Source organism: Streptomyces nojiriensis (genome assembly GCF_017639205.1).
Classification (GTDB): Bacteria; Actinomycetota; Actinomycetes; order Streptomycetales; family Streptomycetaceae; genus Streptomyces; species Streptomyces nojiriensis.
Genome location: NZ_CP071139.1, coordinates 3,072,624 through 3,098,242, shown reverse-complemented (window position 1 = coordinate 3,098,242; position 25,619 = coordinate 3,072,624). Strand labels below are relative to the sequence as shown.

The 25,619-nt window shown below is 73.1% G+C and carries 20 protein-coding genes; 6 read left to right on the top strand and 14 right to left on the bottom strand.

The window, feature by feature from the left end; all coding sequences use genetic code 11:
• Positions 1-360: 360 nt before the first annotated feature.
• Both JYK04_RS14420 and pulA read left to right on the top strand, forming a co-directional pair.
• Complete coding sequence (locus JYK04_RS14420; RefSeq protein WP_189736426.1) at positions 361-2,073, top strand: carbohydrate-binding module family 20 domain-containing protein; 1,713 nt, start codon at positions 361-363, stop codon at positions 2,071-2,073.
• A 68-nt stretch (positions 2,074-2,141) separates the two neighbouring features.
• Positions 2,142-7,517 carry a pullulanase-type alpha-1,6-glucosidase gene (gene pulA / locus JYK04_RS14415; RefSeq protein ID WP_189736425.1) on the top strand — a complete coding sequence of 1,792 codons (5,376 nt, stop codon included), beginning with the start codon at positions 2,142-2,144 and terminating at the stop codon, positions 7,515-7,517.
• On the opposite strand, the gene JYK04_RS14410 is transcribed toward pulA, so the two are convergent.
• The 8 genes from JYK04_RS14410 to JYK04_RS14375 form a co-directional block, all read right to left on the bottom strand.
• Positions 7,504-8,040 carry a GNAT family N-acetyltransferase gene (locus JYK04_RS14410; protein WP_229875165.1) on the bottom strand — a complete coding sequence of 179 codons (537 nt, stop codon included), beginning with the start codon at positions 8,038-8,040 and terminating at the stop codon, positions 7,504-7,506. The genes pulA and JYK04_RS14410 overlap by 14 nt on opposite strands.
• Before the next feature lie 54 nt (positions 8,041-8,094).
• On the bottom strand, positions 8,095-8,811 hold the full coding sequence (locus JYK04_RS14405; RefSeq protein ID WP_189736420.1) for a TetR/AcrR family transcriptional regulator: 717 nt from the start codon (positions 8,809-8,811) through the stop codon (positions 8,095-8,097).
• 23 nt (positions 8,812-8,834) lie between these two features.
• Complete coding sequence (locus tag JYK04_RS14400; RefSeq protein WP_189736418.1) at positions 8,835-9,881, bottom strand: PDR/VanB family oxidoreductase; 1,047 nt, start codon at positions 9,879-9,881, stop codon at positions 8,835-8,837.
• On the bottom strand, positions 9,878-10,774 hold the full coding sequence (locus tag JYK04_RS14395; RefSeq protein ID WP_189736415.1) for a metal-dependent hydrolase: 897 nt from the start codon (positions 10,772-10,774) through the stop codon (positions 9,878-9,880). The genes JYK04_RS14400 and JYK04_RS14395 overlap by 4 nt, the downstream gene beginning before the upstream one ends.
• A gap of 146 nt (positions 10,775-10,920) precedes the next feature.
• Entirely contained in the window at positions 10,921-12,375 is a 1,455-nt protein-coding gene (locus JYK04_RS14390) for a hypothetical protein (protein ID WP_189736413.1), read from the bottom strand.
• Between the two features lie 182 nt (positions 12,376-12,557).
• Positions 12,558-14,483, bottom strand: coding sequence for a hypothetical protein (locus JYK04_RS14385; RefSeq protein ID WP_373297410.1), 1,926 nt, complete (start codon positions 14,481-14,483; stop codon positions 12,558-12,560).
• Positions 14,484-14,571: 88 nt separating this feature from the next.
• Entirely contained in the window at positions 14,572-15,363 is a 792-nt protein-coding gene (locus JYK04_RS14380) for a tyrosine-protein phosphatase (RefSeq protein WP_189736412.1), read from the bottom strand.
• 25 nt (positions 15,364-15,388) lie between these two features.
• Complete coding sequence (locus JYK04_RS14375) at positions 15,389-15,976, bottom strand: rhomboid-like protein (RefSeq protein WP_189736410.1); 588 nt, start codon at positions 15,974-15,976, stop codon at positions 15,389-15,391.
• Positions 15,977-16,060: 84 nt separating this feature from the next.
• Here JYK04_RS14375 and JYK04_RS14370 point away from each other — a divergent pair, with 84 nt between their 5' ends.
• A complete protein-coding gene (locus JYK04_RS14370) occupies positions 16,061-16,792 on the top strand; it encodes a hypothetical protein (RefSeq protein ID WP_229875164.1) in 732 nt (243 codons plus the stop codon).
• A 63-nt stretch (positions 16,793-16,855) separates the two neighbouring features.
• On the top strand, positions 16,856-18,295 hold the full coding sequence (locus JYK04_RS14365) for a PepSY-associated TM helix domain-containing protein (protein ID WP_189736408.1): 1,440 nt from the start codon (positions 16,856-16,858) through the stop codon (positions 18,293-18,295).
• A gap of 95 nt (positions 18,296-18,390) precedes the next feature.
• Here the strand turns inward: JYK04_RS14365 and JYK04_RS14360 are convergent, their stop codons facing one another.
• Together JYK04_RS14360 and glnII are read right to left on the bottom strand one after the other, a co-directional pair.
• On the bottom strand, positions 18,391-19,002 hold the full coding sequence (locus JYK04_RS14360; protein ID WP_189736406.1) for a winged helix-turn-helix domain-containing protein: 612 nt from the start codon (positions 19,000-19,002) through the stop codon (positions 18,391-18,393).
• A gap of 467 nt (positions 19,003-19,469) precedes the next feature.
• The gene (gene glnII / locus JYK04_RS14355; protein ID WP_030011621.1) at positions 19,470-20,489 is read right to left on the bottom strand and encodes a glutamine synthetase; all 1,020 of its coding nucleotides are present in this window, start codon (positions 20,487-20,489) and stop codon (positions 19,470-19,472) included.
• Positions 20,490-20,783: 294 nt separating this feature from the next.
• Here glnII and JYK04_RS14350 point away from each other — a divergent pair, with 294 nt between their 5' ends.
• Entirely contained in the window at positions 20,784-21,659 is an 876-nt protein-coding gene (locus JYK04_RS14350) for a Gfo/Idh/MocA family protein (protein ID WP_229875202.1), read from the top strand.
• Here JYK04_RS14350 and JYK04_RS14345 read toward each other — a convergent pair.
• The 3 genes from JYK04_RS14345 to JYK04_RS14335 all read right to left on the bottom strand — a co-directional run bounded on the left by JYK04_RS14345 (position 21,652) and on the right by JYK04_RS14335 (position 24,231).
• Positions 21,652-22,203: a hypothetical protein gene (locus tag JYK04_RS14345; protein WP_229875163.1), complete on the bottom strand. Its 552-nt coding sequence runs from the start codon at positions 22,201-22,203 to the stop codon at positions 21,652-21,654. The two genes, JYK04_RS14350 and JYK04_RS14345, sit on opposite strands and share 8 nt — an antisense overlap.
• Before the next feature lie 136 nt (positions 22,204-22,339).
• Positions 22,340-23,743: a MocR-like pyridoxine biosynthesis transcription factor PdxR gene (gene pdxR / locus JYK04_RS14340; protein WP_189736404.1), complete on the bottom strand. Its 1,404-nt coding sequence runs from the start codon at positions 23,741-23,743 to the stop codon at positions 22,340-22,342.
• The gene (locus JYK04_RS14335) at positions 23,740-24,231 is read right to left on the bottom strand and encodes a MarR family transcriptional regulator (protein WP_189736402.1); all 492 of its coding nucleotides are present in this window, start codon (positions 24,229-24,231) and stop codon (positions 23,740-23,742) included. The genes pdxR and JYK04_RS14335 overlap by 4 nt, the downstream gene beginning before the upstream one ends.
• A gap of 61 nt (positions 24,232-24,292) precedes the next feature.
• Between JYK04_RS14335 and JYK04_RS14330 the strand changes: the two genes are divergently transcribed.
• Positions 24,293-25,168, top strand: a complete 876-nt coding sequence (locus JYK04_RS14330) for an alpha/beta fold hydrolase (protein ID WP_189736400.1) — start codon at positions 24,293-24,295, stop codon at positions 25,166-25,168.
• On the opposite strand, the gene JYK04_RS14325 is transcribed toward JYK04_RS14330, so the two are convergent.
• Positions 25,165-25,536 (bottom strand): ArsC/Spx/MgsR family protein, encoded by a 372-nt coding sequence (locus JYK04_RS14325; RefSeq protein WP_030012990.1) that lies wholly within the window; start codon positions 25,534-25,536, stop codon positions 25,165-25,167. The genes JYK04_RS14330 and JYK04_RS14325 overlap by 4 nt on opposite strands.
• Between the last annotated feature and the right edge of the window lie 83 nt (positions 25,537-25,619).

Sequence of the window (25,619 nt, the reverse complement as noted above, 5' to 3'; positions counted from 1 at the left end):
GAAGGCATATCGCGCTGCTCCGGGGGCGTTGTCGACGCGCGCCGGTCCGGTGCGAGAAGCGCCCGTTCAGCAGCAATCGGGCAGGAATTGAGATCGAGTTGTTGTCGCCGGTCAAAAAACATGCCGCCCGGTGCGCCCGGATGTGTCCATCCCGTACGCACTCCTGCCCGGGCGGTCCGCGGGCCGCGGCCGTGTCCCGCGGGGCGAACTCGGGGCGCCGGGACGGCAGTCGACGGGTCCGGCCCGGCAGGACACGCCTCGGAAACAATTCTGCAATCTCTTGCGCAAGGTCTTGCAGGGCTCCTACCTGGCCCCTACGGTCGCTCCAATCCCCACCTCTTCCGCCAGGAGGCCCCCCGCATGCCTGCCAGAGCCGTCAGAGCTGCAACCTTTTGCATCACCACGGCACTTGCCGCCGCCACCCTCACCGCCGTCGGGCCGCAGGCCGCCGCCGCGCCGCCCGGTGAGAAGGACGTCACCGCCGTCCTGTTCGAGTGGCGCTTCGACTCCGTCGCCAAGGCCTGCACCGATTCCCTCGGGCCCGCCGGGTACGGGTACGTGCAGGTGTCGCCGCCGCAGGAGCACGTGCAGGGCGGGCAGTGGTGGACCTCGTACCAGCCCGTCAGCTACAAGATCGCCGGGCGGCTCGGGGACCGGGCCGCCTTCAAGGCCATGATCGACACCTGTCACGCCGCCGGGGTGAAGGTCGTCGCCGACTCCGTCGTCAACCACATGGCCGGACCGGCGGACGCCGGCGCCACCCTCACCGGGACCGGCGGATCTTCGTACACGAAGTACGGGTATCCGGGGCTCTACTCGGGTGCCGACATGGACGACTGCCGGGCCTCGATCTCCAACTACCAGGACCGGGGCAACGTCCAGAACTGCGAGCTCGTGCAGCTCGCCGACCTGGACACCGGTGAGGACTACGTGCGCGGGCGCATCGCCGGGTACCTGAACGACCTGCTGTCGCTGGGCGTGGACGGCCTGCGGATCGACGCCGCCAAGCACATGCCCGCCGCCGACCTCGCCGACATCAAGTCCCGGCTCACCAAGCCCGGGGTGTACTGGAAGCAGGAGGCGATATACGGGGCCGGCGAGGCCGTCTCGCCGAGCGAGTACCTCGGGAACGGGGACGTGCAGGAGTTCCGGTACGCCCGGGACCTCAAGCGGGTCTTCCAGAGCGAGAACCTCGCCTACCTGAAGAACTTCGGCGAAGCCTGGGGGTACATGCCCAGCGGGCAGGCCGGGGTCTTCGTCGACAACCACGACACCGAGCGGGGCGGCGACACCCTCAACTACAAGGACGGTTCCGCCTACACGCTGGCCAGTGTCTTCGCGCTGGCCTGGCCGTACGGTTCGCCCGACGTGCACTCCGGATACGAGTGGACCGACAAGGACGCCGGCCCGCCCAACGGGGGCACGGTGAACGCCTGTTACACCGACGGCTGGAAGTGCCAGCACGCCTGGCGGGAGATCTCCTCCATGGTCGCCTTCCGGAACGTGGCCCACGGTCAGGGTGTCACGAACTGGTGGGACAACGGCGGTGACCAGATCGCCTTCGGGCGCGGCACCAAGGCGTACGTGGCGATCAACCACGAGGGCTCCGCCCTGACCCGCACGTTCCAGACCTCGCTGCCGGGCGGCGACTACTGCGACGTGCAGAGCGGGCGGACGGTCACCGTCGGCCCGGGCGGACAGTTCACCGCCACGGTCGCCGCCGGTACGGCCCTCGCCCTGCACGCCGGAGCCCGTACCTGCTCCGGTACCCCGGCGGGCTCCGCCGGGGCCTCCTTCGGCGTGGGCGCCACCACCGTTCCAGGGCAGAACATCTACGTCACCGGCGACCGCGCCGAGCTCGGCAACTGGAACACCGGCGGCGCGCTGAAGCTCGACCCGGCCGCCTACCCGGTCTGGAAGCTCGACGTGACGCTCCCGGCCGGCACCGCGTTCTCGTACAAGTACCTCCGCAAGGACGCCGCCGGGAACGTCACCTGGGAGAGCGGAGCCAACCGCACCGCCACCGTCCCCGCGAGCGGCAAGGTCACGCTGACCGACACCTGGCGCAACTGAGCCGCCGCTCCACCGACCAGGGCCGCCCGGCACCACCTCCCTGCCACCACGCCGGGCGGCCCTCATCCATGCACACGTACACAAGGAGACCTGCCTTGATACGCCCTGCCGCAGGAGTGCTCGCCGCCGCCCTGGCCGTGACGCTCCTGCCCGCCCTCCCCGCCGCGGCCGCGACCGGCGGGCCGCCCGCCCCGCCCACGGACGCGAAACTGGCCGCCGAACCGGCCCGGCACGACCTGACCCGGGAGCAGTTCTACTTCGTGCTCCCGGACCGCTTCGCGAACGGCGACCCGGGCAACGACCGGGGCGGCCTGACCGGCTCGCGCCTGGAGACCGGCCTGGACCCCACGGACAAGGGCTTCTACCAGGGCGGTGACCTCAAGGGGCTCACCGACAAGCTCGACTACATCAAGGGGCTCGGCACCACGGCCATCTGGCTGGCGCCGATCTTCAAGAACCAGCCGGTGCAGGGCAAGGGGGCCGATGTCTCCGCCGGCTACCACGGCTACTGGATCACCGACTTCACGCAGGTCGACCCGCACTTCGGGACCAACGCCGACCTGGAGCGGCTGATCGACAAGGCGCACGGGAAGGGGATGAAGGTCTTCTTCGACGTCATCACCAACCACACCGCCGACGTCGTGGACTACCGGGAGGCGTCGTACTCGTACCTGTCGAAGGGGGCGTTCCCCTACCTGACCAAGGACGGGGTGCCGTTCGAGGACAAGGACTATGCGGACGGGAAGGCGAAGTTCCCGAAGGTGGACGGGGAGTCCTTCCCGAGGACTCCGTTCGTGCCGGACGCGAAGAAGAACCTGAAGGTGCCGGGCTGGCTCAACGACCCGACGATGTACCACAACCGAGGGGACTCCACCTTCGCGGGCGAGTCCTCGGACCAGGGCGACTTCGTCGGTCTCGACGACCTGTGGACCGAGCGTCCCGAGGTCGTCAGCGGGATGGAGAAGATCTACGAGAAGTGGGTGCGGGACTTCCGGATCGACGGCTTCCGGATCGACACGGTCAAGCACGTCAACACCGAGTTCTGGACGCAGTGGGCGACCGCCCTCGACGCCTACGCGGCCGAGCGCGGCCGTGACGACTTCTTCATGTTCGGCGAGGTCTACTCCGCCGACACGGCCGTGACCTCCCCCTACGTGACCCGCGGGAAGCTCGACGCCACCCTCGACTTCCCGCTCCAGGACGCGATCCGCGCGTACGCCTCCCAGGGCGCGGCGGCCGGCCGGCTGGGCTCCGTCCTCGGCGACGACTACCGGTACACCTCGGGCAAGGCCAACGCCTACGAGCAGGTGACCTTCCTCGGCAACCACGACATGGGCCGTTTCGGCACCTTCCTGAAGCAGGACCGGCCGGGGGCCGGGGAGCAGGAGCTGCTGGAGCGCTACCGGCTGGCCAACGAGCTGATGTTCTTCGCCCGGGGCAATCCGGTGATCTACTCCGGTGACGAGCAGGGCTTCACTGGGGCCGGCGGCGACAAGGACGCCCGGCAGCCGCTGTTCGCCACGCAGGTCGCCGACTACCTGGACGACGACCAGCTCGGAACGGTGCGCACGCACGCGAGCGATGCTTACGATCCGGGACACCCGCTCTACCAGCAGATCAGTGCTCTCTCGAAGCTGACGAAGGCGCACCCGGCCCTCCGCGACGGCGTTCAGAGCGAACGTTTCGCCGACGGCTCGGTCTACGCCTTCGCCCGCACCGACACCAAGACCCGCACCGAGTACCTGGTCGCCGCCAACAACGGCGCCGAATCCCGCACCGTCGAGATCGACGCCCCGGCCGGCGCCCAGTACCGCACCCTCTACGGCGGCACCGCCCTCATCCGCGCCTCGGCGGCCGGCAAGCTCACCGTGCCCGTGCCCGCCCTCGGCTCCGTGGTCCTCCAGGCCGTCGCGCCCGCCGCCAAACCCACCGTCAAGCCCACCCTGACCCTGAAGGCCCCGGCCCCCGGCGCCACCGGCACCGTCGAGCTCTCCGCCGACGTCAGCGGCGGCGGCCTGAACCGCGTCGTCTTCGCCGCCCAGACCGGCAACGAGAAGTGGCAGGTCCTCGGCACCGCCGACCACGCCCCCTACAAGGTCACCCAGCACCTCGACGCCAAGACCCCGGCCGGCACCGCACTGCGCTACAAGGCCGTCGTCGTCGACTCCGCCGGCCGCAGCGCGAGCGCCCTCGCCGCCTCCGCCACCGGCCAGGCCCCGCCCACCGAGATCCCCACCGCCACCCAGCGCGACCACGCGGTCGTCCACTACAACCGCCCCGACGGCGACTACACCGACTGGCGCCTGTACGCCTGGGGCGACCTCGCCGACGGCGAAGCCACCCCCTGGCCGGCCGGCCACGACTTCACCGGCCGCGACGCCTACGGCGCCTTCGCGTACGTCAAGCTGAAGCCCGGCGCCTCCTCCGTCGGCTACCTCGTCATCGACAAGGACGGCAACAAGGACGTCGCCGCCGACCGCACCATCGACGTGACGAAGACCGGCGAGATCTGGCTGGAACAGGGCAAGGAGCCCGCCCGCACCGACCGCCCCGCCTACCCGCCGCAGGACCAGAACAAGGCCGTCCTGCACTACCAGCGCCCCGACCGCGCCTACGACGGCTGGGGCCTGCACGTCTGGACCGGGGCCGCCGCCCCCACCGACTGGTCCAAGCCGCTCCCGCCCACCCGCACCGACTCCTACGGCGCGGTCTACGAGGTCCCCCTCGCGCCCGGCGCCACCAGCCTCAGCTACATCCTCCACAAGGGCGACGAGAAGGACCTCCCCACCGACCGGTCCCTGGACCTGAAGGCCACCGGCCACGAGGTCTGGATGCTGGGCGGCCAGGAGAAGTACCTCCTGCCGCAGCCCGCCGGATCCGCCGCCGCCCTGGACCTCACCGAGTCCGAGGCCGTCTGGATCGACCGCGACACCCTCGCCTGGAACGCCCCCGCCACGGCCGCCTCCGTACAGCTCCTCGCCTCCCGCGACGGCGCCGTCAAGGCCGAGAACGGCACCCTGACCGGCCGCGCCCAGTGGCTGCGGCTGGGCAAGGCCGAGCTCACCGCCGCCCAGAAGCAGAAATTCCCGCACCTCGCCTCGTACGGCGCGTACACCGTCGACCCGCGCGACCGCGACCGGGTCCGCGAGGCCCTGCGCGGCCAGCTCGTCGCGAGCGCCCGCGCCGCGAACGGCGCGGTCCTCGCCGCCACCGGCGTCCAGCTCGCCGGCGTCCTCGACGACCTCTACGCGACCACCGCCTCCCTCGGCCCCGTCTTCAAGGACGGCCGCCCCACCCTCTCCGTCTGGGCCCCCACCGCCCGGCAGGTCTCCCTCGAACTCGACGGCCGCACGGTCGCCATGCGCCGCGACGACGCCACCGGCGTCTGGTCGGTGCGCGGCGAACGCTCCTGGACCGGCAAGCCCTACCGCTACGACGTGACCGTCTGGGCCCCGAGCACCCGCCAGGTGGTCCGCAACCTCGTCACCGACCCCTACTCCACCGCACTCACCGCGGACTCCGTCCACAGCCTGGTCGTCGACCTGGCCGACCCGAAGCTCGCCCCGCCCGGCTGGAAGACCCTGCGCAAGCCCGCGCCCGTCCCCTTCACCTCCGCGCAGATCCAGGAGCTGCACATCCGTGACTTCTCCGTCGCGGACCGCACCACCACCCACCCCGGCCAGTACCTGGCCTTCACCGACACCGCCTCGGCGGGCATGCGGCACCTGCGCGACCTGGCCGCCGCCGGAACCTCCTACGTCCACCTCCTGCCGGCCTTCGACATCGGCACCGTCCCGGAGAAGGCCGCCGACCGCACCGAGCCCGCCTGCGACCTCAAGGTGTACGCCCCGGACTCGCAGGAACAGCAGGCCTGTGTGGCCGCCGCGGCCGCGAAGGACGCGTACAACTGGGGCTACGACCCGCTGCACTACACCGTCCCCGAGGGCAGCTACGCCAGCGACCCGAACGGCACGGCCCGCACCGTCGAGTTCCGCAGGATGGTCCAGTCCCTCAACGGGTCCGGGCTGCGCACGGTGATGGACGTCGTCTACAACCACACCGTCGCCGCGGGCCAGTCGGACAAGTCGGTCCTCGACCGCATCGTCCCCGGCTACTACCAGCGCCTGCTGCCCGACGGCAGCGTCGCCACCTCCACCTGCTGCGCCAACACCGCCCCCGAGAACGCCATGATGGGGCGCCTGGTCGTCGACTCGATCGTCACCTGGGCGAAGGAGTACAAGGTCGACGGGTTCCGCTTCGACCTGATGGGCCACCACCCGAAGGCCAACATCCTCGCCGTCCGCTCGGCCCTCGACGCCCTGACGGTCGCCAAGGACGGGGTCGACGGCAAGAAGATCGTCCTCTACGGAGAGGGCTGGAACTTCGGCGAGATCGCCGACGACGCCCGCTTCGTGCAGGCCACGCAGAAGAACATGGCGGGAACCGGCATCGCCACCTTCTCCGACCGGGCCCGTGACGCCGTCCGCGGCGGCGGCCCCTTCGACGAGGACCCGCGCGTCCAGGGCTTCGCGTCCGGGCTGTTCACCGCCCCGAACGCCTCGCCCGCCAACGGCACCCCCGAGCAGCAGAAGGCCCGCCTCCTGCACGCCCAGGACCTGATCAAGGTCGGGCTCTCCGGCAACCTGGCCTCGTACGCCTTCACCGACACCACCGGCCGCCGCATCAAGGGCTCCGAGCTGGACTACAACGGCGCCCCGGCCGGCTACGCGGCCGCCCCCGGCGACGCCCTCGCCTACGCCGACGCCCACGACAACGAATCCCTCGCCGACGCCCTGACCTACAAGCTCCCGACCGGCACCGCCCCCCGCGACCAGGCCCGCATGCAGGTCCTGGCCATGGCGACGGCCACCCTGTCCCAGGGCCCGGCCCTCTCCCAGGCGGGCACCGACCTGCTCCGCTCCAAGTCCCTGGACCGCAACTCCTTCGACAGCGGGGACTGGTTCAACGCCATCCACTGGGACTGCCGGGACGGCAACGGCTTCGGCCGCGGTCTGCCGCCGGCCGCCGACAACGCCTCGAAATGGCTCTACGCGAAGCCGCTCCTGACGGGACCGGCGCCCACCTGCACCGACATCGGCGCCACCTCGGCCGCCTACCGCGACCTGCTGCGCATCCGCACCACCGAGCCGGACTTCGCCCTCACCACGACCGAGGCGGTCCAGTCCCGGCTGGCCTTCCCCCTCTCGGGCAAGGACGAGACCCCGGGCGTGATCACCATGACCCTCGGCGACCTGGTGGTCGTCTTCAACGCGGCCCCCACCGCCCAGGCCCAGCGCGTCCCCGCCCTCGCCGGCACCGGCTACAAGCTGCACCCGGTCCAGGCCGCGGGCTCCGACGCCACCGTCAAGCAGTCCGCGTACGACGCGAAGACAGGAGAGTTCACCGTCCCCGCCCGCACCGTCTCGGTCTTCACACGGCGCTGAGCCGGTCCAGCCGCTTCTCCAGCAGGATCACCCCGTAGGTCCTGCCGTCCTTCCCCTCCTTGTTGGGGAGCTCCCCGACCACCCGGTAGCCCGCACCCCGGTAGTACGCGAGCAGCCGGGGGTTGGTGGAGACGCAGTCCAGCCGCGCCCGTTCCCGGCCGGTCCGGGCGGTCCGGCGCTCGGCGTGTTCGAGCAGCCGCCGCCCGGCCCCCGCGGGGGCCACCTCGCGCGCCACCATCAGCCGGTGCACGTAGCCGGCCACGGGCGGCTGGACGCCCCAGGCGTCCTCGTCGGACCACCACAACTCGTAGGCCCCGCAAACCCGCCCGTCGGCGTCGCCGGCGAGCCACACCTCTCCCTCGCGCATCCTCGACCGGAAGTGCGCGGCGTCCTTGTCGCCGGGCTTCCACTGATCGATCCCGTGCTTGCGCATCCACCGGGCAGCCTGGTCGTACAGCTGCACCAGCGTGCCGGCGTCCTTCTCCTCGGCAGGCCGGAACAGGATCTCGTCGTCAATGATCACGCGGGCATTATCGATGATCATGGGCGGCCGCCACACCCCGGATTCGGCGCGGATTCAGCGCGGATCCGGCGCCCCGCCCGGCACCAGCCCGACGAGCCGCCCGACCAGCTCCCCGAAGGGCCCGTCGGCGGGCTCGTCGGCCAGGATCCGTACGAGGATCCCCGCCATCTCCGCGTCGTACGCGGCGCTCACGGCGGACAGCGCGGCGAAGTCGTGCACCAGCTGCAGTTCCAGTTCGCCCCGCGGGATCCGGCGCCCGTCCAGCCAGATCAGCGCGGTGGACTCGGCGAGCGACACCCAGGACCGCACGACGAGCTCCAGCCGCGCGGGAGTCCGCTCCGGCCCGATGCCCAGGTGCGTGAGGATCTGCTCGTACGCCGCCTGCCGGACCTCGTCGATCATCGCGTTCGTCCGGCTGCTGCCGACGGCCGGACCGCCGCGCATCAGCGCCGAGAAACCCGGCCCGTGATCGTCGACGAAATCGAAGAACCGCCCCATCACCCGCAGCAGGCGCGCCCCGAGCGGCCCCTCCCGGGGCTCCACGAACCGCAGCGCCAGCTCGTCGGCCGCCCGCCGCAGCGCGGCCTCGTACAGGCTCAGCTTGCCCGGAAAGTAGTGGTAGACCAGCGGCCGGGATATCCCCGCGGCCGCCGCGATCTCGTCGATCGACACATCGTCGGGCGAGCGGTGGCTGAACAGCTCCAGGGCAACCCCGATCAGCTGCTGCCGCCGCTCCTCGACACCCATCCTGCGTCGCACCCCGGTTGTCATGCGGACACCCTACTGGGGAGCGTTCACAGGTCCAGGACCAGCCGGTCCTCCTTCGCGCGGGAGACGCACAGCAGCATCGAGTCCGCGCGCTCCTGATCCGTCAGGAGCTCGTCGCGGTGGTCCACCCCGCCCGCCAGGAACCGGTGTTGGCAGGTCCCGCAGAAACCCTGCTCGCAGGAGTACGGGGTGTCCGGCAGCTCCCGGCGCACCGCGGCCAGCGTGCTCTCGTCCGCCGCCACCTCGACGACCCGCCCCGAGCGGCGCAGTTCGACCGTGAAGGCCCGCCCCGGACCGGGCTCGCCCGCCGGGGAGAACCGCTCCAGGTGCACCGCCGCCGGATCCGCGGCGGCCGCCGTGACGGCCCGCATCAGCGGCTCCGGACCGCAGCAGTAGACCAGGGTGCCCGGCCCCGCCGCGGACACCGGGGCCAGGTCGGGCCGGCCCGTCTCGTCCTCGGGGAAGACCGACACCCGGTCGCCGTAGGGCGCGAGGTCGTCCAGGAAGGGCATCGAGTCGAGGGTGCGGCCCCCGTAGAGGAGGGTCCAGTCGGCGCCCGCCGCCGTGGCGGCCCGCAGCATCGGCAGGATCGGCGTGATGCCGATGCCGCCCGCGACGAAGACGTACGAGGCCGCCGGGACAAGCTCGAAGCGGTTGCGCGGCGGGCGCAGCTCCAGCTCGGCGCCCTCGACCAGCTGGGCGTGCGCCTCGCGGGAGCCGCCCCGGCCGTCCTCGATCAGCCGGATCGCGATCGTGTACCGGCCGGCGTCCGCCGGGTCGCCGCACAGCGAGTACTGGCGGACCAGACCCGAGGGCAGGGTGACGTCCACGTGCGCGCCCGGGGTCCACGCCGGCAGGTCCGGCGACTCCACGGTCAGCAGCAGCACGCCCTGCGCGGACTCCGCACGGGAGACGATCAGCGCGCGCAGCGCGCGGCGCGGGGAGTGGCCGGAGACCGGCGTCTCCAGGGCCGGCAGCGGCCAGAGCGGGGAGTCGCCGATGCGGCGCTTCAGGGCGCGCCTGGTCAGCCAGGCCGTGCCCAGGGCGGCCGTGACCACGAGGGCGCGCCTCATGCCCGTACCCCGCCGTTCGCACCGGGGGAGGCGGCGAGATAGGCCACCGCCTGGGCCGTCGAGCCCTCCTGCGAGGGGTGGTAGGTGCGGGAGAGGTACTTGGGGACGGACTTCAGCATCGCTCCCGTCGACGGGAGCACCCCCTGCTGCCCGGCCACGAAGAACTTCCCGAAGGAGGCCTTGCCGTCCACCAGGTGCGGGTCGTTCTCCATGAAGAAGCGCACCCCGCGCTGCCACAGGAACACCAGGGCCGAGAAGGCGGTCGCCCAGGTCCGTGCCCGGCGGCGGTAGTTGCCGTCGACGTGCATGAAGAGGTCGAAGGCCACGGAGCGGTGCTCGACCTCCTCCGCCCCGTGCCAGCGCAGCAGGTCCAGCATGGTGGGGTCGGCGCCCCGCCGGTCGAGCGCGTCGGCGTTCAGCACCCAGTCGCCCAGGAACGCCGTGTAGTGCTCGATCGCCGCGATCATCGCGACCCGCTCCATCAGCCACCAGTGGCGGGCCCGGCCGGGCGGCAGGGTCCGGTCGCCGAGGAGCTTCTCGAACAGCCAGTCCACCTGCGCGGTGTAGGGGGTCGGGTCCAGCCCGAGCCGCTTCAGGTGGGGGAGCACGTCGTCGTGCGCGGTGGCGTGCATGGCCTCCTGGCCGATGAAGCCGACCACGTCCGCCCGCAGTTGCTCGTCCTCGATGTGCGGGAGCACCTGCTTGTAGACGTGTACGAACCAGCGCTCCCCGGCGGGGAGCAGCAGGTGCAGCACATTGATCATGTGCCCGGCGAAGGGGTCGCCGGGCAGCCAGTGGAGCGGGGTGTCCTCCCAGCCGAAGGACACGTTCCGGGGCCTCAGGTCCACGTGTTCCGACGCCACGGGGGCGGGCGCGAGCGGCGTATTAGACATGGCGTCAATGTACTGATGGGTAGGTGGGAGGAGAAGCCCCCTGGGCGGACTTCTCCGGACACCGCACTGCCCGGGCGCGTCCGCGGCCCGGGCAGTGTGTGTTGCTGTGTGTTGCTGTGTGTCGGTGTGCGTGAGGGGTGCGCGGGCTATCGCCCGACGTGGCCGGTCGTGAGCGCCCACTCGCGGTTCAGGGTGCCCAGCGGGATGCGGCGCTCGAAGACGGGCGTGCCGAACAGCGACAGCTGGAGCTGGAGGTTCCCGCTCAGGTCGAAGCCGCCGTACAGCGCCCAGGCGCCGTCGAGGGAGGTCTTGCCGTCGCTGGACGCGGACGCCTTGACGTCCCCCTCGCCGCGCAGGTACGGGGCGAAGTCCGCGGTGACGCCGACGGCGCCGTACAGGCCGACCGAGGCCTCGGCGCCGAGCGCGCCCTTGACCTTTCCGGCGGCGGTGACGCTCGCCTTGACCGGCGTGCTCTTGACGTTCGAGGCGCTCACCGGGGTCCAGCCCTTGCCCGCGGCGTAGCTGCCGCCGACCTTGAAGTCGCCCTTGACGTCCTGCTGGACGTCGAGGGTCACGCGGCCGTCGGCCTCCACCTGGATGTAGCAGGTCAGGTCGAGGTTGACGACGACCGGCACCGGGCCGACCTGGATGACGGGCGAGCTGTGCAGCTTGGCGAACGGGATCCGCTTGGGCGCTCCGGTGCTCGCGGCGGCGCGGCCCTGGAGCTTCCACTGCGAGGACCAGTCGCCGCTCATGCCGAGGAAGGCGCCGCGCGGGCCGGGGGTGCCGCCGGTGCTGCCGTCGTACGCGAACTCGACCTGCGGGGCGAGCTGGACGAACCCGGACACCGAGGCGCCGGCCGAGGCCGGGGCGTCCGGGGCGGTGTCGACGGAGGCGTTGACGTCGAGCCGCAGGTTGCCGAGCGGCAGCTTGCCGCCCTCGGGGCCGAAGGTCAGGCCCGGGCCCTTGGCCCAGGAGAAGGTGACGCCCTTGGTCAGGGGTTCGACGGTGACCGCCGCCGGGTCGACCGGGACCTTGCCGTCGGCCTTGTCGTCACCCAGGACGGCGGCCAGCGTGGTGGAGGCGGTCTTGACCTCGGTGCCCTTGTCGGTCTTGCCGACGACCTCGGTGACCTTGGCGAGCAGTCCGGCCGGGGCGCCGGGGGCGGGCGCGCTGGCGATGACGTCGCCCACCGCGACGGGCTTGTCGGCCTCGGGGGACTTGCCCGCCTCGGGAGACTTGCCGGTCCCAGGGGACTTGTCCGTCCCGGACGACTTGCCGGGCGAGGGCGAACGGACCGGTTCCTGCGCGGACTTGGCGATGACGGCCCGACCGCTGGCCTTGTCGTAGGAGGCGACCTTCAGCGTGGACTGCTCGGTCTTGCCCTTCCCGTCGGCCCGGGCCACGGCCGCCGGTGTGGGCGTTCCCTGCGGGGCCGCGGCCACGTCGAGCTGCTGCGACGTGCCGTCGGACGAGGGGCTGACGGCGGCGGGGGCGGCCGGTCCGTCGGCGGCGGTGTGGGGGGTCGAGCCGCAGCCGGTGGCGGTGAGGGCGAGGGCGGTCAGGCCGGGTATGAGGAGGCTTCGGGCGAGCGTGCGCACGTGGGGTGACCTTCGGGTGGGGGAGGGGTGTTGGGGGTTACCGCTTGGTAACCGGAACCCGATCATGCCATGTGTGCACGCCGACCGTCATGTCCGGATCCCGCCAACTACCCGACCATTCCTGACTGTTGAAGCTTCACCCACCCGCGGGGCTCTGATCCGGCCTGATCGACAAGACACCCCTACCGCAGCACGCCCGCCTTCGTGCCGTCCGTCAACTTGCCCGACAGGTCCACCTGCGCACCCGCCGGCGCCTTCACCGCCAGCCGGTTGCCGTTCGCCGACCCGCTCACCCCGCCGCCCGACACCGACAGCGAGGCGAACTGCGCACTGCCCGCCGCCAGCACGTACCACTGGCCGGCCCGCGACTTCCACAGCACGCCCGCCAGCACCCGCGGCTCCCGCGGCCCGCAGGCCGCCGACCCCTCCGAACGGGCCGCCTGCGCCGCCATCGCGGCACCCGGGGCCAGGAACTGCGCCTGCACCCGGTCCGCCGCGCCCTGCCAGGTCTCGGCCCGCGTGCACAGCCAGGCCGCCGTCCCGTCGCCCTCCGGCAGCGGCTGCTTCGCGTACGTCCACGCGTTGACCGTACGGACCCCGTGCGAGCGGACCGCCGGCAGCAGACAGGCGATCCGCGACCAGTCCGCGAGCTCCGCGGCCTCCGTCACATCGCGCTCGGCACCCGGCGCACCCGACGTCAGCCGGGCCGGGGTCAGTTCACCGAGGTCGGTGATCAGCCGGGTGGCGCCGTCGCCCGTCAGGGCCAGCGCGTTCCAGCTCGTACAGGTGCCCGCGGGCGCCGGGCCCGCCACCGGCGGGGTCACCCCGTCCGGGGTCGGCTTCAGCGCCACCACGGGGGCGGCGGGCTTGAGCAGGTCCCGCAGGGCCGTACCGGTGACCCAGGGCGCGGTGAGATAGCGGACGTTGCCGTCGACCCGGCTGAGCACCAGCGCGGTCGCGGTCTCCGCCGAGGCGCCGTCGGTCCGGGCGAAGTCGAGGGCGGCGCCCGCGGTCCCGGTCCGCGGTTCGGCGTAGCGGACCACGCGCAGGCCGTCGTACATCAGGACCACGACCGCCTGGTCCACGGCGCCCGCGAACAGCAGCTGCGCGGGCCCCATCGGCGGCCCGGCGGGCGTGCCCGCGGTGGCCGAGGTGACCACCGAGGGACCCGGCCGGGCCCACACGGCCAGCGCCCGGCGCAGCAGCTCCGTGTCGCCGGCCCGGTCGCCGCGGGCGGGCCAGGTGGAGAAGTCCGTACGGGACGACGTACGCCAGAGGGCGGGCGAGGCCCGGACCAGCTTCGCGGGATCCAGCGCCTGCTCGGCCGCCGCGTTGCGCGCGTACAGCGGGGCGGCGGCCCCGTCCGAGCCCCAGCCCCCGCCGGGCAGCGCGAGCAGCGCCCCGCACACGGCGAGGGCGGCCCCGGCGGCCAGCGCGGCCCGCCCCAGACGGCGCCGCCGCAGCAGGTCGGTGGGCCGGGCCTGGAGCACGCACGGGTCGAACTCGGGGGAGGTGAACAGGGCGTCGTTCGCCGGATCCCCGGACTCCGCGATCGCGCCGGCCGGATCCGGGACCCCGGCCTCGTCGAGCACCCGGAGCACCTCCGGCTCGGACAGCCGTTCCAGGGCCCGCAGTACGCAGGCGGCCCGCCCCGGACCGTCGAGGGTGGCCAGCCACTGGTCGAGGGCGAGCTCCTCGGCCCCGCCCGAGCGGGGGAACAGCCGCAGCCCCCACACCTGGGGGAGCACCGGCGGGAGCTGCGCGCGCCGCGGCAGCGCCCGGAACGTCAGCGGGATCCCCGCCTCCAGGGCGGCGCGCAGCACCCGCAGCCGGACGTACGCGTACCCGGAGTCCTCCGCCCCGTCCCGCTGCCCCGGAACCCCGCCCCGCACGGCGGCCGCGGACGAGTCCCGCCGCCCGCGCGGCAGCGCCCGCTGGACCAGCGAGTGGGCGGTGAGCACCCGCCGGTTGCGGCCGAGGGCGGGCGGCAGCACCAGATAGGCGAGCCGCACCAGCCGGGGGTAGTGCTCGACGATGGCGGCCTCGGCCTGCTCGACGTCCGGCGGCACGGGAGAAAGGGGGCGGGTGGCGGTATCCGGCGCAGTCACGTTCAGCAGAACGAGCGAATCGTCGGATGGTCACCGGTCCCGGCCCCCGGTCCCGGCCCCGGCTCCCGGCCCCGGACGGGTCGAGGAGTCAGACCACCAGGCGGGCGCGCAGCGCCTCGACCGTCTCGTCGGCGACACCGAGCCCCTCGCGCACGTACTTCTCCATGGAGCCGTACTGCGTCTCGACCTCGTCCAGTGCCGCCCGCAGGTAGGAGGGGAAGACGCCGATCAGCGCGAGCGCGATGTCCGGGTCGCCGCCGGCCGCCGTGAAGCCCTCGATCATCGGGGCGAAGGCCTGCCTGACCGCCGGATTGACGGAGAGGTATTCGGCCATCAGCGTCTCGTCGTCCGCGCCCAGCAGCGCCAGGATGACCGTCGCGCCCCAGCCGGTGCGGTCCTTGCCGGCCGTGCAGTGGAACAGCAGCGGGCCCGAGTCGGCGTCGGCGGCCTCGGTGAGCAGCATCCGGTACGCGGCCTGCGCCGATGCGGAGTTCACGAAGGACCGGTAGGTGTCGGCGAACAGTGCCTGCGCCCGCCCGCCGCCCAGGTGTTCCTCGGCCACGGCCGGGTCGGACAGCAGGTCCTTCAGCTGCGCGGCGGGCACCTGGGCGGAGTTCAGCTTGTCCGCGAGGACGTCGCCGACCAGGACCCGGGCCCCCGCGGGTATCCGGTCGGGATGGTCGGCGCGCTCGGCATCGGTGCGGAAGTCGATGACGGTGCGCAGGCCCAGCCCGGCCACCACCGGGTCGGCGTCGAGGTCGAGCCGGTCGAGCTGACCGGAGCGCAGGACCAGGCCGCTGCGGACGGTGCGGCCGCCGGGGAGCGGGGTGCCGCCGAGGTCGCGGACGTTGGCGACGGTGGTGGACGGGATGGCGGTCATCGTGGCGGCTCCTGCGAGGTGTGGTTCATGTAATTTTCGGATGTTTCGCCCCGGAAAGGTAATCGAGGGCCAGCGAGACCCCGACGCCCACCCCGAGCGCGGCCAGGTGCCCGGCGTCCGTGAAGGTCCGCCCGCGCCGGACCACCGGCGCCGCCGCGAGCGCCAGCAGCCCCACCCGCGCGGCCGTACGGACGGCCCCGCGCGGCAGGGCCGAGGTCAGCGAGCCGAGCACGGCGTTGAACCCGTAGCTCGTCCCCACGTCCACCGCGCGCCGCGTCCGCGGATCGGCGGTCCTGCGCAGGGCGCCGTAGACGAGGAGGGTCGCCGCGGCGTGCCCGAACAGGAACACCGAGGCCGCCCACCAGGCTCCGTACGCGTATTCGGCGTATCCGAGGACCGCGACGAGCAGCAGCGCGTAGGGCAGGGGCATGGGCTCCTCGACGACGAAAGCGCTGCTCAGCAGCGTCTCCCAGCGTCCGGCGGCGAGATTGTCGACATTCGTCGAGCAGTCCCGGAGCAGCCGCTCCCGCTCGGCCGCCTCCTGGCGCTCCAGGGCGTAGGCCCCGAACTGCACCCCTCCGGCGTACACCGCTCCCCACGGAATTGGATTCATCTACTCATGATCGGATAAGCCTCTGGCGGGAACCGAGGCCCCCCGTGCGAACATGTCCCGGCCATGTTCGAATCATTTGCGCCGATGCGCGCCACGCGAGCCGCAACCTTCGCGGCGATGTGCGTCGCCCTGGGCGCGACGGGGCATTCGTACATGTCCGGAACGGATATCCCGTTCTTCGGCCTTCTGGGTGCTTTCGTGGTGACCTGCGGGTTCGCATGGCTCGCCGCCGGACGGCGCCGGGGCCCCGTGGGCATCACCGCCGCGGTGCTCTCCGTGCAGGGCGTGCTGCACCTGGTCTTCTCGGGGAGCGTGGCCGGGCATCCGTTCGCCGCTCCCGCCCCGATGCACGGCCACCACCCCATGTCGGCCGCGGACGCGGGCGCGATGGCCGCCGAATCCCCCGGTACGGCCGACATGGCCGACATGGCCCACCTCGCGGGCACCGCAGGAATGGCGGGCGCCACGGACATGGCCGGCACGGCCGGTCACGGCGGCGCTGCGATGATCGCCGCCCATGTGCTCGCCGGGCTGCTCTGCGCCGCCTGGCTCGCGCGCGGCGAGGCCGCCGTCTTCCGGCTGGCCCGCGTCCTGGCCACCGCCGCGCTGCACGCGGCCCGGCCGCTCGCCCGCGCGCTCGCCCTGGTCCGCGCACGGGCGGCCGCCGTACCGGCGCCGCCCGTCTTCCCCGCCCGGTACGAACGGCCGCGCCGCCTGCGCGGAGCCGTACACGCCCATGCCGTGGTGCGCCGCGGGCCGCCCGGACGCGCTCCGCTCCCGCGTCCCACGGCCCCCGGCCGGCCTGCTCACGCCTGACCTGGCGAAGCGGCGAGGCCCGGGGCACGAGTCCCCATGTCTTCGCCAACACCTAGGATCCCCATGTCTCTTGACGAGGCTCAAGACGTCCGCACCCCGGACGCCGAACCGGCCGCGACGGCCAAGAACCGCGGCGGCTGGGCCGCCGTACGGCCGCTGCTCCTTCGCATGCACTTCTACGCGGGGCTGCTCATCGCCCCGGTGATCTTCCTCGCCGCCGCCACCGGGCTGCTCTACGCCGCCTCCTGGCAGGCCGAGAAGATCATCTACTCCGACGAGCTGACCGTCGCCCGCGTCGGCGAGAGCGCCCTGCCGCTCAGCGCCCAGGTCGAGGCGGCCAAGGGCGCCGCCCCCCAGGGCGAGGTCGTGTCCGTGTGGCCCGCCCCGGACACCGAGGCCACCACCCGGGTGATCATGGAGAGCCCGGGCCTCCCCGAGGGCGAGACCCTCACCGTCTTCGTCGACCCGTATACGGCCGAGGTGCGCGGTCAGCTCGCCACCGCCGGCGACGCGCTGCCGCTGCGGGCCTGGCTGAGCGAGTTCCACTCCAGCCTCCAGCTCGGCGAGTTCGGCCGGAACTACAGCGAGCTCGCCGCGAGCTGGATGTGGGTGGTCGCGCTCGGCGGACTCGCCCTGTGGATCGGCCGCCGCCGCAAGCGCAGGTCGCAGCTGGTCCTCCCGGACCGCAAGGCCACCGGCCGGCGCCGCACCCTGTCCTGGCACGGAGTCGTCGGCCTGTGGGCCGTCGCCGGACTCGTCGTACTCTCCGCAACCGGCCTGACCTGGTCGAAGTATGCCGGCGAGAACATCGGGCAGCTCCAGGACAGCCTCGGCGGCGCCACCCCCGCCGTCTCCGCGCAGCTCAGCGCCGGGGCGGACGCCGGCTCCGACGAGCACGCCGGGCACACCATGCCCGACGGCACGCCGATGGCCCCGCCGCCCGCGCCCACCACGGACGTCGGCATCGACAAGGCCGTGGACGCCGCCCGGGCCGCAGGCGTGACCGAGGCGCTCCGCGTGACCCTGCCCGCCAAGGGCAAGGGGTACGTCATCAAGGAGCAGGACAAGCTGGTGCCGGTGCACCTGGACTCGGTCGCCGTCGACCCCGCGGACGCCCGTGTCATGGACGAACTGCGCTTCGCGGACTACCCGCTGCTCGCCAAGATGACCCGCTTCGGCATCGACCTGCACATGGGTACGACCTTCGGGCTCGCCAACCAGATCGCGCTGGCCGCGCTCGCCGTCGCCGTGATGTTCCTCGTCTTCTGGGGCTACCGCATGTGGTGGCTGCGCCGGCCGACGAAGGACCGCAAGCTGTCCGTCGGCCGCGCGCAGCCGCGCGGTGCGTGGCGCAAGCTCCCGGTGACCGTGCTGCTGCCGCTGGCCGCGGTGACCGTCGTGACCGGCTGGTTCGTCCCGCTGCTCGGGATCAGCCTGGTCGCCTTCCTCGCGGTCGACGTCGTGCTGGGCTTCGTCGCGGGCCGCAAGGCCAAGGCCGCGTAGCCGCACAGGCGCACGGCCGTACGGCCGTCACGAGCGAGGTGGGCCCGTACTCCCCAGGGGAGTACGGGCCCACCGTCGTCGGGCCAACCGGCACGTCAGGGCGCGTACTTGTAACCGACCCGGCGCACCGTCTGGATCGCGGCGCGGTGGGAGGCGCCCAGCTTGCGGCGCAGACGGGCGATGTGGACGTCCACGGTCCGGCCGTCGCCGACGTGCCCGTAGCCCCAGACGGTGGTGACCAGCTGGTCCCGGCTGTGCACCCGGTGCGGGTGCTGCACCAGGTGGGAGAGCAGCTCGAACTCCAGGTACGTCAGGTCGAGCACCCGGCCGTCGATCTCGGCGGTGCGCTGCGCCGGGTCGATCCGGACCCGGCCGTCACCCGGTCCGGCCGGAGCGGGGGCGGCGGTCGCGGGGGCGGCGGGAGCCGGGGCGACGGCGGCGGCCACCGCCTGCGGGGCGAAGGCGATCGGAGGCTGGTGCTCGGCCGGTACGAGCACCAGGTAACCGATCATCGGCGGCTGGCCCGGCAGCGCCGGCAGGGTGTGCTGGGGCGCGGGCAGCCAGGTGGCCCCCGGCGGCAGGAAGTCCACGACTCGGGCCACTTCGTCCCGGTCGACGGAACGGAGCCGATGGCGCGGACTGGGCGGATAGGTCAGGGGAGAGGTCGCAGCGGTGGCGGCGGAGGAGAGGGAGCGGGTGTTCGCCATGAGTGGTCAGCTCTTTCACGCGGAAGGGTCGGCAGGAGACGTGCGTACGTCGTCGATGTCGATACCGCGCAGACCGAAGGCCTCGGGGAAGGTCAGGTGGGTGATCCCGGAGGCTTTAGAGGGCCGGCGCGTTCTTCGCGCGGCAACACTCCCGGTCGTAATCGTGATCCTGACGGGACGGCCAGAAAGGCTCGAGGTCGCTGCGACCTGACGAGGTGTGCGAATGACTGGCCATGGCCCCATTCAAGCAGATCTCATGTCTCCGGGGCAGGCTCCGTCTCACCTCGTGGATGCAGATCTCACATGTCGAACTCGCACCCCGGCCAATCCGGGACAAAAGGAAACTCCCCACGCTGCTCAGGGCGAGACGCAGCCGCTGGTAACTGACAGCGCCCGCCGGCCCCGAGGGGGCGCGGCGGGCGCTGTCAGTGGTCATCGGCCGGGCGTGGCCCCGGCGGTGCCGGTCGTCAGACCAGGCCGTCCTTCTCCAGGCCCGCGCAGCAGGTGTCCGTGATGAGGCGGGTCACCACGTACGGGTCCACGTTCGCGTTCGGACGGCGGTCCTCGATGTAGCCCTTGCCGTCCTTCTCCACCTGCCACGGGATGCGGACCGAGGCGCCGCGGTCCGAGACGCCGTAGCTGAACTCGTTCCAGGGGGCGGTCTCGTGCAGACCCGTCAGGCGCTCGTCGATGCCGGCGCCGTAGTTCTTCACGTGGTCGAGCGGCTTGCTGCCCTCGCCCAGCGCCTCGCACGCGGAGATGATGGCGCGGTAGTCCTCGCGCATCGCCTTCGTGGAGAAGTTGGTGTGCGCGCCCGCGCCGTTCCAGTCGCCCTTCACCGGCTTCGGGTTCAGCGTCGCGGAGACGTTGAAGTCCTCGGCGGTGCGGTAGAGCAGCCAGCGCGCGATCCACAGCTGGTCCGAGACCTCCAGCGGACCGACCGGGCCGACCTGGAACTCCCACTGGCCGGGCATGACCTCGGCGTTGATGCCGGAGATGCTCAGGCCCGCCGCGAGGCAGTGGTCCAGGTGCTTCTCGACGATCTCGCGACCGAAGATCTCGTCCGAGCCGACACCGCAGTAGTAGCCGCCCTGCGCGGCCGGGAAGCCGCCCACCGGGAAGCCGAGCGGACGGATGCCGTCGAAGAAGGTGTACTCCTGCTCGATGCCGAAGATCGGCTCCTGGCCCGCGAACTTCTCGGCGACCGGACGCAGCAGCGCGCGGGTGTTCGACTCGTGCGGGGTCATGTCGATGTTCAGGACCTCGCACAGGACGAGGACGTTGTCGCCGCCGCGGATCGGGTCCGGGCAGGAGAAGACCGGGTTGAGCACGCGGTCGGACGCGTGGCCCTCGGCCTGGTTCGTGCTCGATCCGTCGAAGCCCCAGATCGGCAGCGCGTCGCCGTCCCCGATGATCTTCGTCTTGGAGCGAAGCTTCGCCGTCGGCTCGGTGCCGTCGATCCAGATGTACTCAGCCTTGTAGCTCACGGGCCCCATCCTCAGACTCTGCGGGTGCTGCTGGTCGCTGCTTCATCGCTGCGGTGATGACCGCAGCGTGCCCGCCCGCGATTTCTCTTCCGTTGCCCGTGTGTGAACCCCGTGTTACCGAGGTTTGCACCGCAGGTCGGGTGGGTTGTGCGGGTTGACGGCGGCGCGCCCGTCCGGGTGGGGCAGACTGACCGCGTGAGCATTTCGTCTGATGGGAACTCCGCCGAGAGCCCGGCCGGCAGCGCCGACGCCACCGACACCGCCGATCAGGCCCCCGCGGGCCGCCGCCCCCGGATCGGACTGCTGGGCACCGGCCCCTGGGCGCACCGCACCCACGCCCCCGCCCTCGCCGCACACGCCGGCTCCGACTTCGCCGGCGTATGGGGCCGCCGGCCCGAGGCCGCGGCCGAGCTGGCGCACGAGTACGGCGTGAAGGTGTACGAAGACCCCGACGAGCTGTTCGCCGACTGCGATGCCGTCGCCTTCGCCCTGCCGCCCGACGTCCAGGCCGCCATGGCCGTCCGCGCCGCCGCCGCGGGATGCCACCTGCTCCTCGACAAGCCCGTCGCCACCACCGCGGAGGACGCCCGCGCCGTCGCCGAAGCGGCCGCGCGCCACCAGGTCGCCTCCGTCGTGTTCCTCACCCTGCGCTTCGCCGAGCCCACCGCGGGCTGGGTCGAGGAGCAGGCCGCACGCACCGGCTGGTTCACGGCCGCGGCCCACTGGCTCGGCGCCGTCTTCCCCTCCGACGGAGCACCCAGCGCCTACGCCGACTCGCCCTGGCGCAAGGCCAAGGGCGGACTGTGGGACGTCGGCCCGCACGCCCTGTCCGTCCTGATCCCGGTCCTCGGCGAGGTCACCGCGATCAGCGCCACCGCGGGCCCCTCCGACCTCGTCCAACTGGCACTCAGGCACACCTCCGGCGCGGCCAGCACCGCAGTGCTCAGCCTGAGCGCGCCGCGCGCGGCCGCCGGGGTCGGGCTCGAACTGCGCGGCACCGAAGGCGTCCACGAACTGCCCGGCTGGAGCGACGTACCGGGCGCCTACGGGCGCGCCCTGGACGCGCTGCTCACCGCGGCCCGGACCGGGGTGCCGGATCCGCGCGGCGCGGAGTTCGGGGCCCGGCTGACGGAGATCCTGGCCGAGGCGGAGGCACAGCTCCCTACTTGATCACCGCGTTCGCCACGATGATGGCCAGGCCGATCGTGGCGTCCGCCATGCCGATCGCCAGGGCGGAGCCGAGCCGGTAGCCCACGCGGAGCGCGACCAGCGCACCCCAGGCGAACAGCAGGGCGGTGTTCAGCCCCAGCCCGACGGCGGTCACCGCGTACGCGTCCCAGCCGAACAGCCCGGCGGCGACCAGCAGCAGGACGGTGGGCAGGGCGGCCACGATCAGCGGCCACTCGTTCCACAGCGCCAGGCCCAGCATCCGCCACCGGTGCGCGGCGGAGTCCTGCCGGTGCGAGGCCATGTGGTGCGAGTACCCGTGCGCGAGCCCGGCGGTCGCGGCCGTCACGAGCACCCAGCTGGCGTCGTAGTACGGGGTGAAGTCCTCGCCCTTCTGGTGCAGCGCGGCCAACAACGCACTGGCCAGCACGGTCCCGTACACCCCGCCGAACATCCAGTCGGCCCCCCGCCGCCCGGGTCGCGAGCCCGCCCCGGCGGGAAGGGCCGACCGTGCCGCCTGGCCGTGTGGCTGCTGCTCCTCATTCACAACGGGTCCTTTGATCCGATACGTCCCTCTTTGCTGCCCTGGCCACCCTAGGGGTCGGGAGGTGGGGGCGAGGTGAAGAGGGGGCGGCCGGGCGGGCGGGCGGTGGCTTCGGTGGTCGAGAGGCTCCCGCTCCTCTTCAGCACGCCCCGCTCGCCGCCCCCGCCACCCCCGCCAAGGCTCCGAGTGCCCGGGTGAATGCCGAGTCGGGGGGTGCCGCGTAGCCGATCACCAGGCCCTCGCGGGGTGGAGTCGGGTCGGCCGGGTGTTGGTAGGACGACAGGCCGTCCAGGGCCAGGCCCGCCGCGTGGGCCGCCGCGAGGGCGGGGGATTCCCTGCCCGCGGGGAGTTCCAGTACGGCGTGCAGGCCGGCCGAGATGCCCGTGACCCGGACCTCCGGGGCGCGTGCCGCCAGTGCCGCTACCAGCTGGTCGCGGCGGTCCCGGTAGCGCAGGCGCATCCGGCGCACGTGGCGGTCGTACGCCCCGCACTCGATGAAGTCGGCCAGCGCCAGCTGGTCCAGGGCGCTCGCCCAGGACTCCCGCAGCCCCTTCGCTGCCAGCACCTGGTCGCGCAGCCGGTCGGGGAGGACCAGCCAGCCCAGGCGCAGCGCGGGGGAGAGGCTCTTGCTCAGCGAGCCCGCGTACACCACGTGTTCGGGGGCCAGTCCCTGCAGCGCGCCGACCGGTTTGCGGTCGTAGCGGAACTCCCCGTCGTAGTCGTCCTCCACGATCACGCCGTCGGCGGCGCGGGCCCATTCCACGGCGGCGGCCCGTCGCGCGGGCAGCAGGCGGCCGCCCGTCGGGAACTGGTGCGCCGGTGTGAGCAGCAACGTACGGGCCCGGGAGGGGAGTTCCGTCGTCCGGGCGCCGTCCTCGTCGACCGGGACGGGGTGCGGGCGGACCCCGGCGGCGTGGAGGATGCCGTGATGGAAGGGGAGCCCGTACGCCTCGACGGCCCAGTCCAGGGGGCGGACGGACGACAGGAGCCGCAGTCCGTTGGCGAAGCCGGAGCAGATCACGATGTTCTCGGGGCCGCAGCGCACGCCCCGTGCCCGGGAGAGGTAGCCGGCCAGGGCCCGCCGCAGTTCTGGGCGGCCCTGCGGATCGCCGGGCCCGAAGGCCTCGGTGGGTGCCTCGGCCAGGGCCCGGCGGGCGCTGGCGGCCCAGGCGGCGCGCGGGAAGGAGGCGGGGTCGGGCTTGCCCTGGAGCAGGTCGTGGCGGGGCCGGTCGGGCGCGGGCCCGGCCGGGGCGGCCGGTGCGCCGGCGGTGGCGACGCCCTCGGCGACCCGGGTGCCGGAGCCCTGCCGGGCCGTGAACCAGCCCTCGGCGACCAGCTCGGCGTACGCGTCGGCGACGGCGTTGCGGGCCAGTCCGAGGTCGGCGGCCAGCGTCCGGTACGGCGGCAGCCGGGTCCCGCCGGCCAGTCGGCCGCTGCGTACGGCGCTGCGCAGGGCCTGCGCGAGGGCGGTCCGCCGGGCGCCCTCGGCGGGGAGTTCCAGGTGCAGGTCGGTGCCGCCGGGTCCCTGGCCGGGGGCGGTCACGGGCGCGGCTCCGGCGCGAAGGCGGCGTGGGTGGCCGTCAGGAAGCGGCGTACGGTCTCCCGTTCGGCGGGGTCGAAGGCGTCGAGCACCTGGAGCACCCCGTCGATCAGGGGGCCGAAGAACTCCCGGCCCAGACGGATCGCCTGCGGCTCCACGCGCAGCAGGATCCGGCGCCGGTCGTGGTCGTCGCGGATCCGTGCCACGTGGCCGAGCCGTTCGAGGCGGTCGATCACGGCGGTGGTGCCGGCGGAGTTGAGGCCGAGCCGGGCGCCGAGCAGCCCTGCGGTGGCCGCCTCGTTCGCGCGGGCCGCGTCGAGCAGGCAGATCAGGGCCCGTACGTCGGTGGGGTGCATGCCGTTGCGGGCGGCGAAGTCGGCCTGGCGCAGCCCGAACTCGACGGTCACCGCGCGGAGGAGGTGCACCAGCCGGAGGTTTTCGGGTTCCCCGGTTACCGGGTCCCGGTGGTCCGGGTTCCCGCTGTCGTCCATGTCGCCCCCTGGCGGAATCTCTCGTTGAGCGAGATTATCGCCCAGCGAGACATTGGGTGGGATGTCGGATGAGGCATTGGAGCGGCACGTGTACCGGACGTCTTCCTTCCGCGCCGCCTACGACGCGGTGCTCGGCCGGTGGCCCGGCCCCGTCGAGGCCGTCGACCTGGCCACCCCGTACGGGGTCACCCGCGTCAACCGCTGCGGTCCGGCCGACGCGCCGCCGCTGGTGCTGCTGCCCGGCGGCGGGTCCACTTCCACCGTGTGGGGCGCCTGCGTCGCCGCCGGGGCGGCCCGCGCCCACCGGGTGCACGCCGTGGACCTGGTGGGGGACCCGGGGCTCAGCGTTCCGGCCCCCGACCGGGCGGTCCGGGCCGTCGGGGACCTGGTCGGCTGGCTCGACGCCGTCCTCGACGGGCTGGGCCCGCAGCACGGGCCGGTGACCCTCGCCGGGCACTCGTACGGGGCCTGGATCGCCGCCCACTACGCCGCCCTGCGCCCGGACCGGCTCGGCCGCCTGGTGCTGCTCGACCCGACCCAGGTCTTCGCGGGACTGCGCCCCGGCTACGTGCTGCGCGCGCTGCCCATGCTGGTGCGGCCCACCCCGGAGCGGATCCGCTCCTTCCTCGCCTGGGAGACCCGTGGGGCCGCGCTCGATCCGGCCTGGCTGCGGCTGCAGGAGGAGAGCGCCGGCTTCCCCACCGTACGGCCGGTCACCGGGCCGCGGCCGGACCTGGCCGGGCTCGGGCGGCCCTCGGGCGCGGGCCCCCGGGTCGACGTCCTCTTCGCGGGTCGCGCCCGCTGCCACGACTCCGGCCGTGCGGCCCGGGCGGCGCGGGAGGCGCTGCCGGGCGTGCGGGTCGACGTACTGCCCGGGGTCACGCACCACGCACTGCCGCTGGCGGCCGCCGCGGAGATCACCGGGCGCGTCTTCTAACCCTTGCGGGACAGCGCCTCGCGGACGGCTTCCTCGGAGCGGCCGACCACGGCCGTGCCGTCCTCGGCGGTGATGATCGGGCGCTGGATGAGCTTCGGGTGAGCGGCGAGGTGGGCGATCCAGAGCCCGCGCGCCGCGTCGGTCTCCTCGCGCGGCAGGTCCCGTACGCCGGTCTCCTTGGCCAGCGGGTCCGAGGTGCGCGTGATGTCCCACGGCTCCAGTCCGAGACGGCCCAGCACCTCGCGGATCTCGTCCTCCGAGGGCACGTCCTCCAGGTAGCGGCGCACGGTGTAGTCGGCGCCCTCCGCGTCCAGCAGGGTCAGGGCGCTGCGGCACTTGGAACAGGCGGGATTGATCCAGATCTCCATGGCGCCAACCCTACCCAGGGTCGGTCTGGCCAGGGGCTTTTGTCAGTGGTCCCCGGTAAAATCGAGGAAGAACGACAGGAAGC

What these genes read in the sequence shown, in the direction of transcription:
- JYK04_RS14420 (WP_189736426.1), top strand. Translation starts at nt 361, where the DNA reads ATGCCTGCCAGAGCCGTCAGAGCTGCAACCTTTTGCATCACCACGGCA.
- pulA (WP_189736425.1), top strand. Translation starts at nt 2,142, where the DNA reads ATGCACACGTACACAAGGAGACCTGCCTTGATACGCCCTGCCGCAGGA.
- JYK04_RS14405 (WP_189736420.1), bottom strand. Translation starts at nt 8,811, where the DNA reads ATGACAACCGGGGTGCGACGCAGGATGGGTGTCGAGGAGCGGCGGCAG.
- JYK04_RS14400 (WP_189736418.1), bottom strand. Translation starts at nt 9,881, where the DNA reads ATGAGGCGCGCCCTCGTGGTCACGGCCGCCCTGGGCACGGCCTGGCTG.
- JYK04_RS14395 (WP_189736415.1), bottom strand. Translation starts at nt 10,774, where the DNA reads ATGTCTAATACGCCGCTCGCGCCCGCCCCCGTGGCGTCGGAACACGTG.
- JYK04_RS14380 (WP_189736412.1), bottom strand. Translation starts at nt 15,363, where the DNA reads ATGACCGCCATCCCGTCCACCACCGTCGCCAACGTCCGCGACCTCGGC.
- JYK04_RS14375 (WP_189736410.1), bottom strand. Translation starts at nt 15,976, where the DNA reads ATGAATCCAATTCCGTGGGGAGCGGTGTACGCCGGAGGGGTGCAGTTC.
- JYK04_RS14370 (WP_229875164.1), top strand. Translation starts at nt 16,061, where the DNA reads ATGCGCGCCACGCGAGCCGCAACCTTCGCGGCGATGTGCGTCGCCCTG.
- JYK04_RS14365 (WP_189736408.1), top strand. Translation starts at nt 16,856, where the DNA reads ATGTCTCTTGACGAGGCTCAAGACGTCCGCACCCCGGACGCCGAACCG.
- JYK04_RS14360 (WP_189736406.1), bottom strand. Translation starts at nt 19,002, where the DNA reads ATGGCGAACACCCGCTCCCTCTCCTCCGCCGCCACCGCTGCGACCTCT.
- JYK04_RS14335 (WP_189736402.1), bottom strand. Translation starts at nt 24,231, where the DNA reads ATGGACGACAGCGGGAACCCGGACCACCGGGACCCGGTAACCGGGGAA.
- JYK04_RS14330 (WP_189736400.1), top strand. Translation starts at nt 24,293, where the DNA reads ATGTCGGATGAGGCATTGGAGCGGCACGTGTACCGGACGTCTTCCTTC.
- JYK04_RS14325 (WP_030012990.1), bottom strand. Translation starts at nt 25,536, where the DNA reads ATGGAGATCTGGATCAATCCCGCCTGTTCCAAGTGCCGCAGCGCCCTG.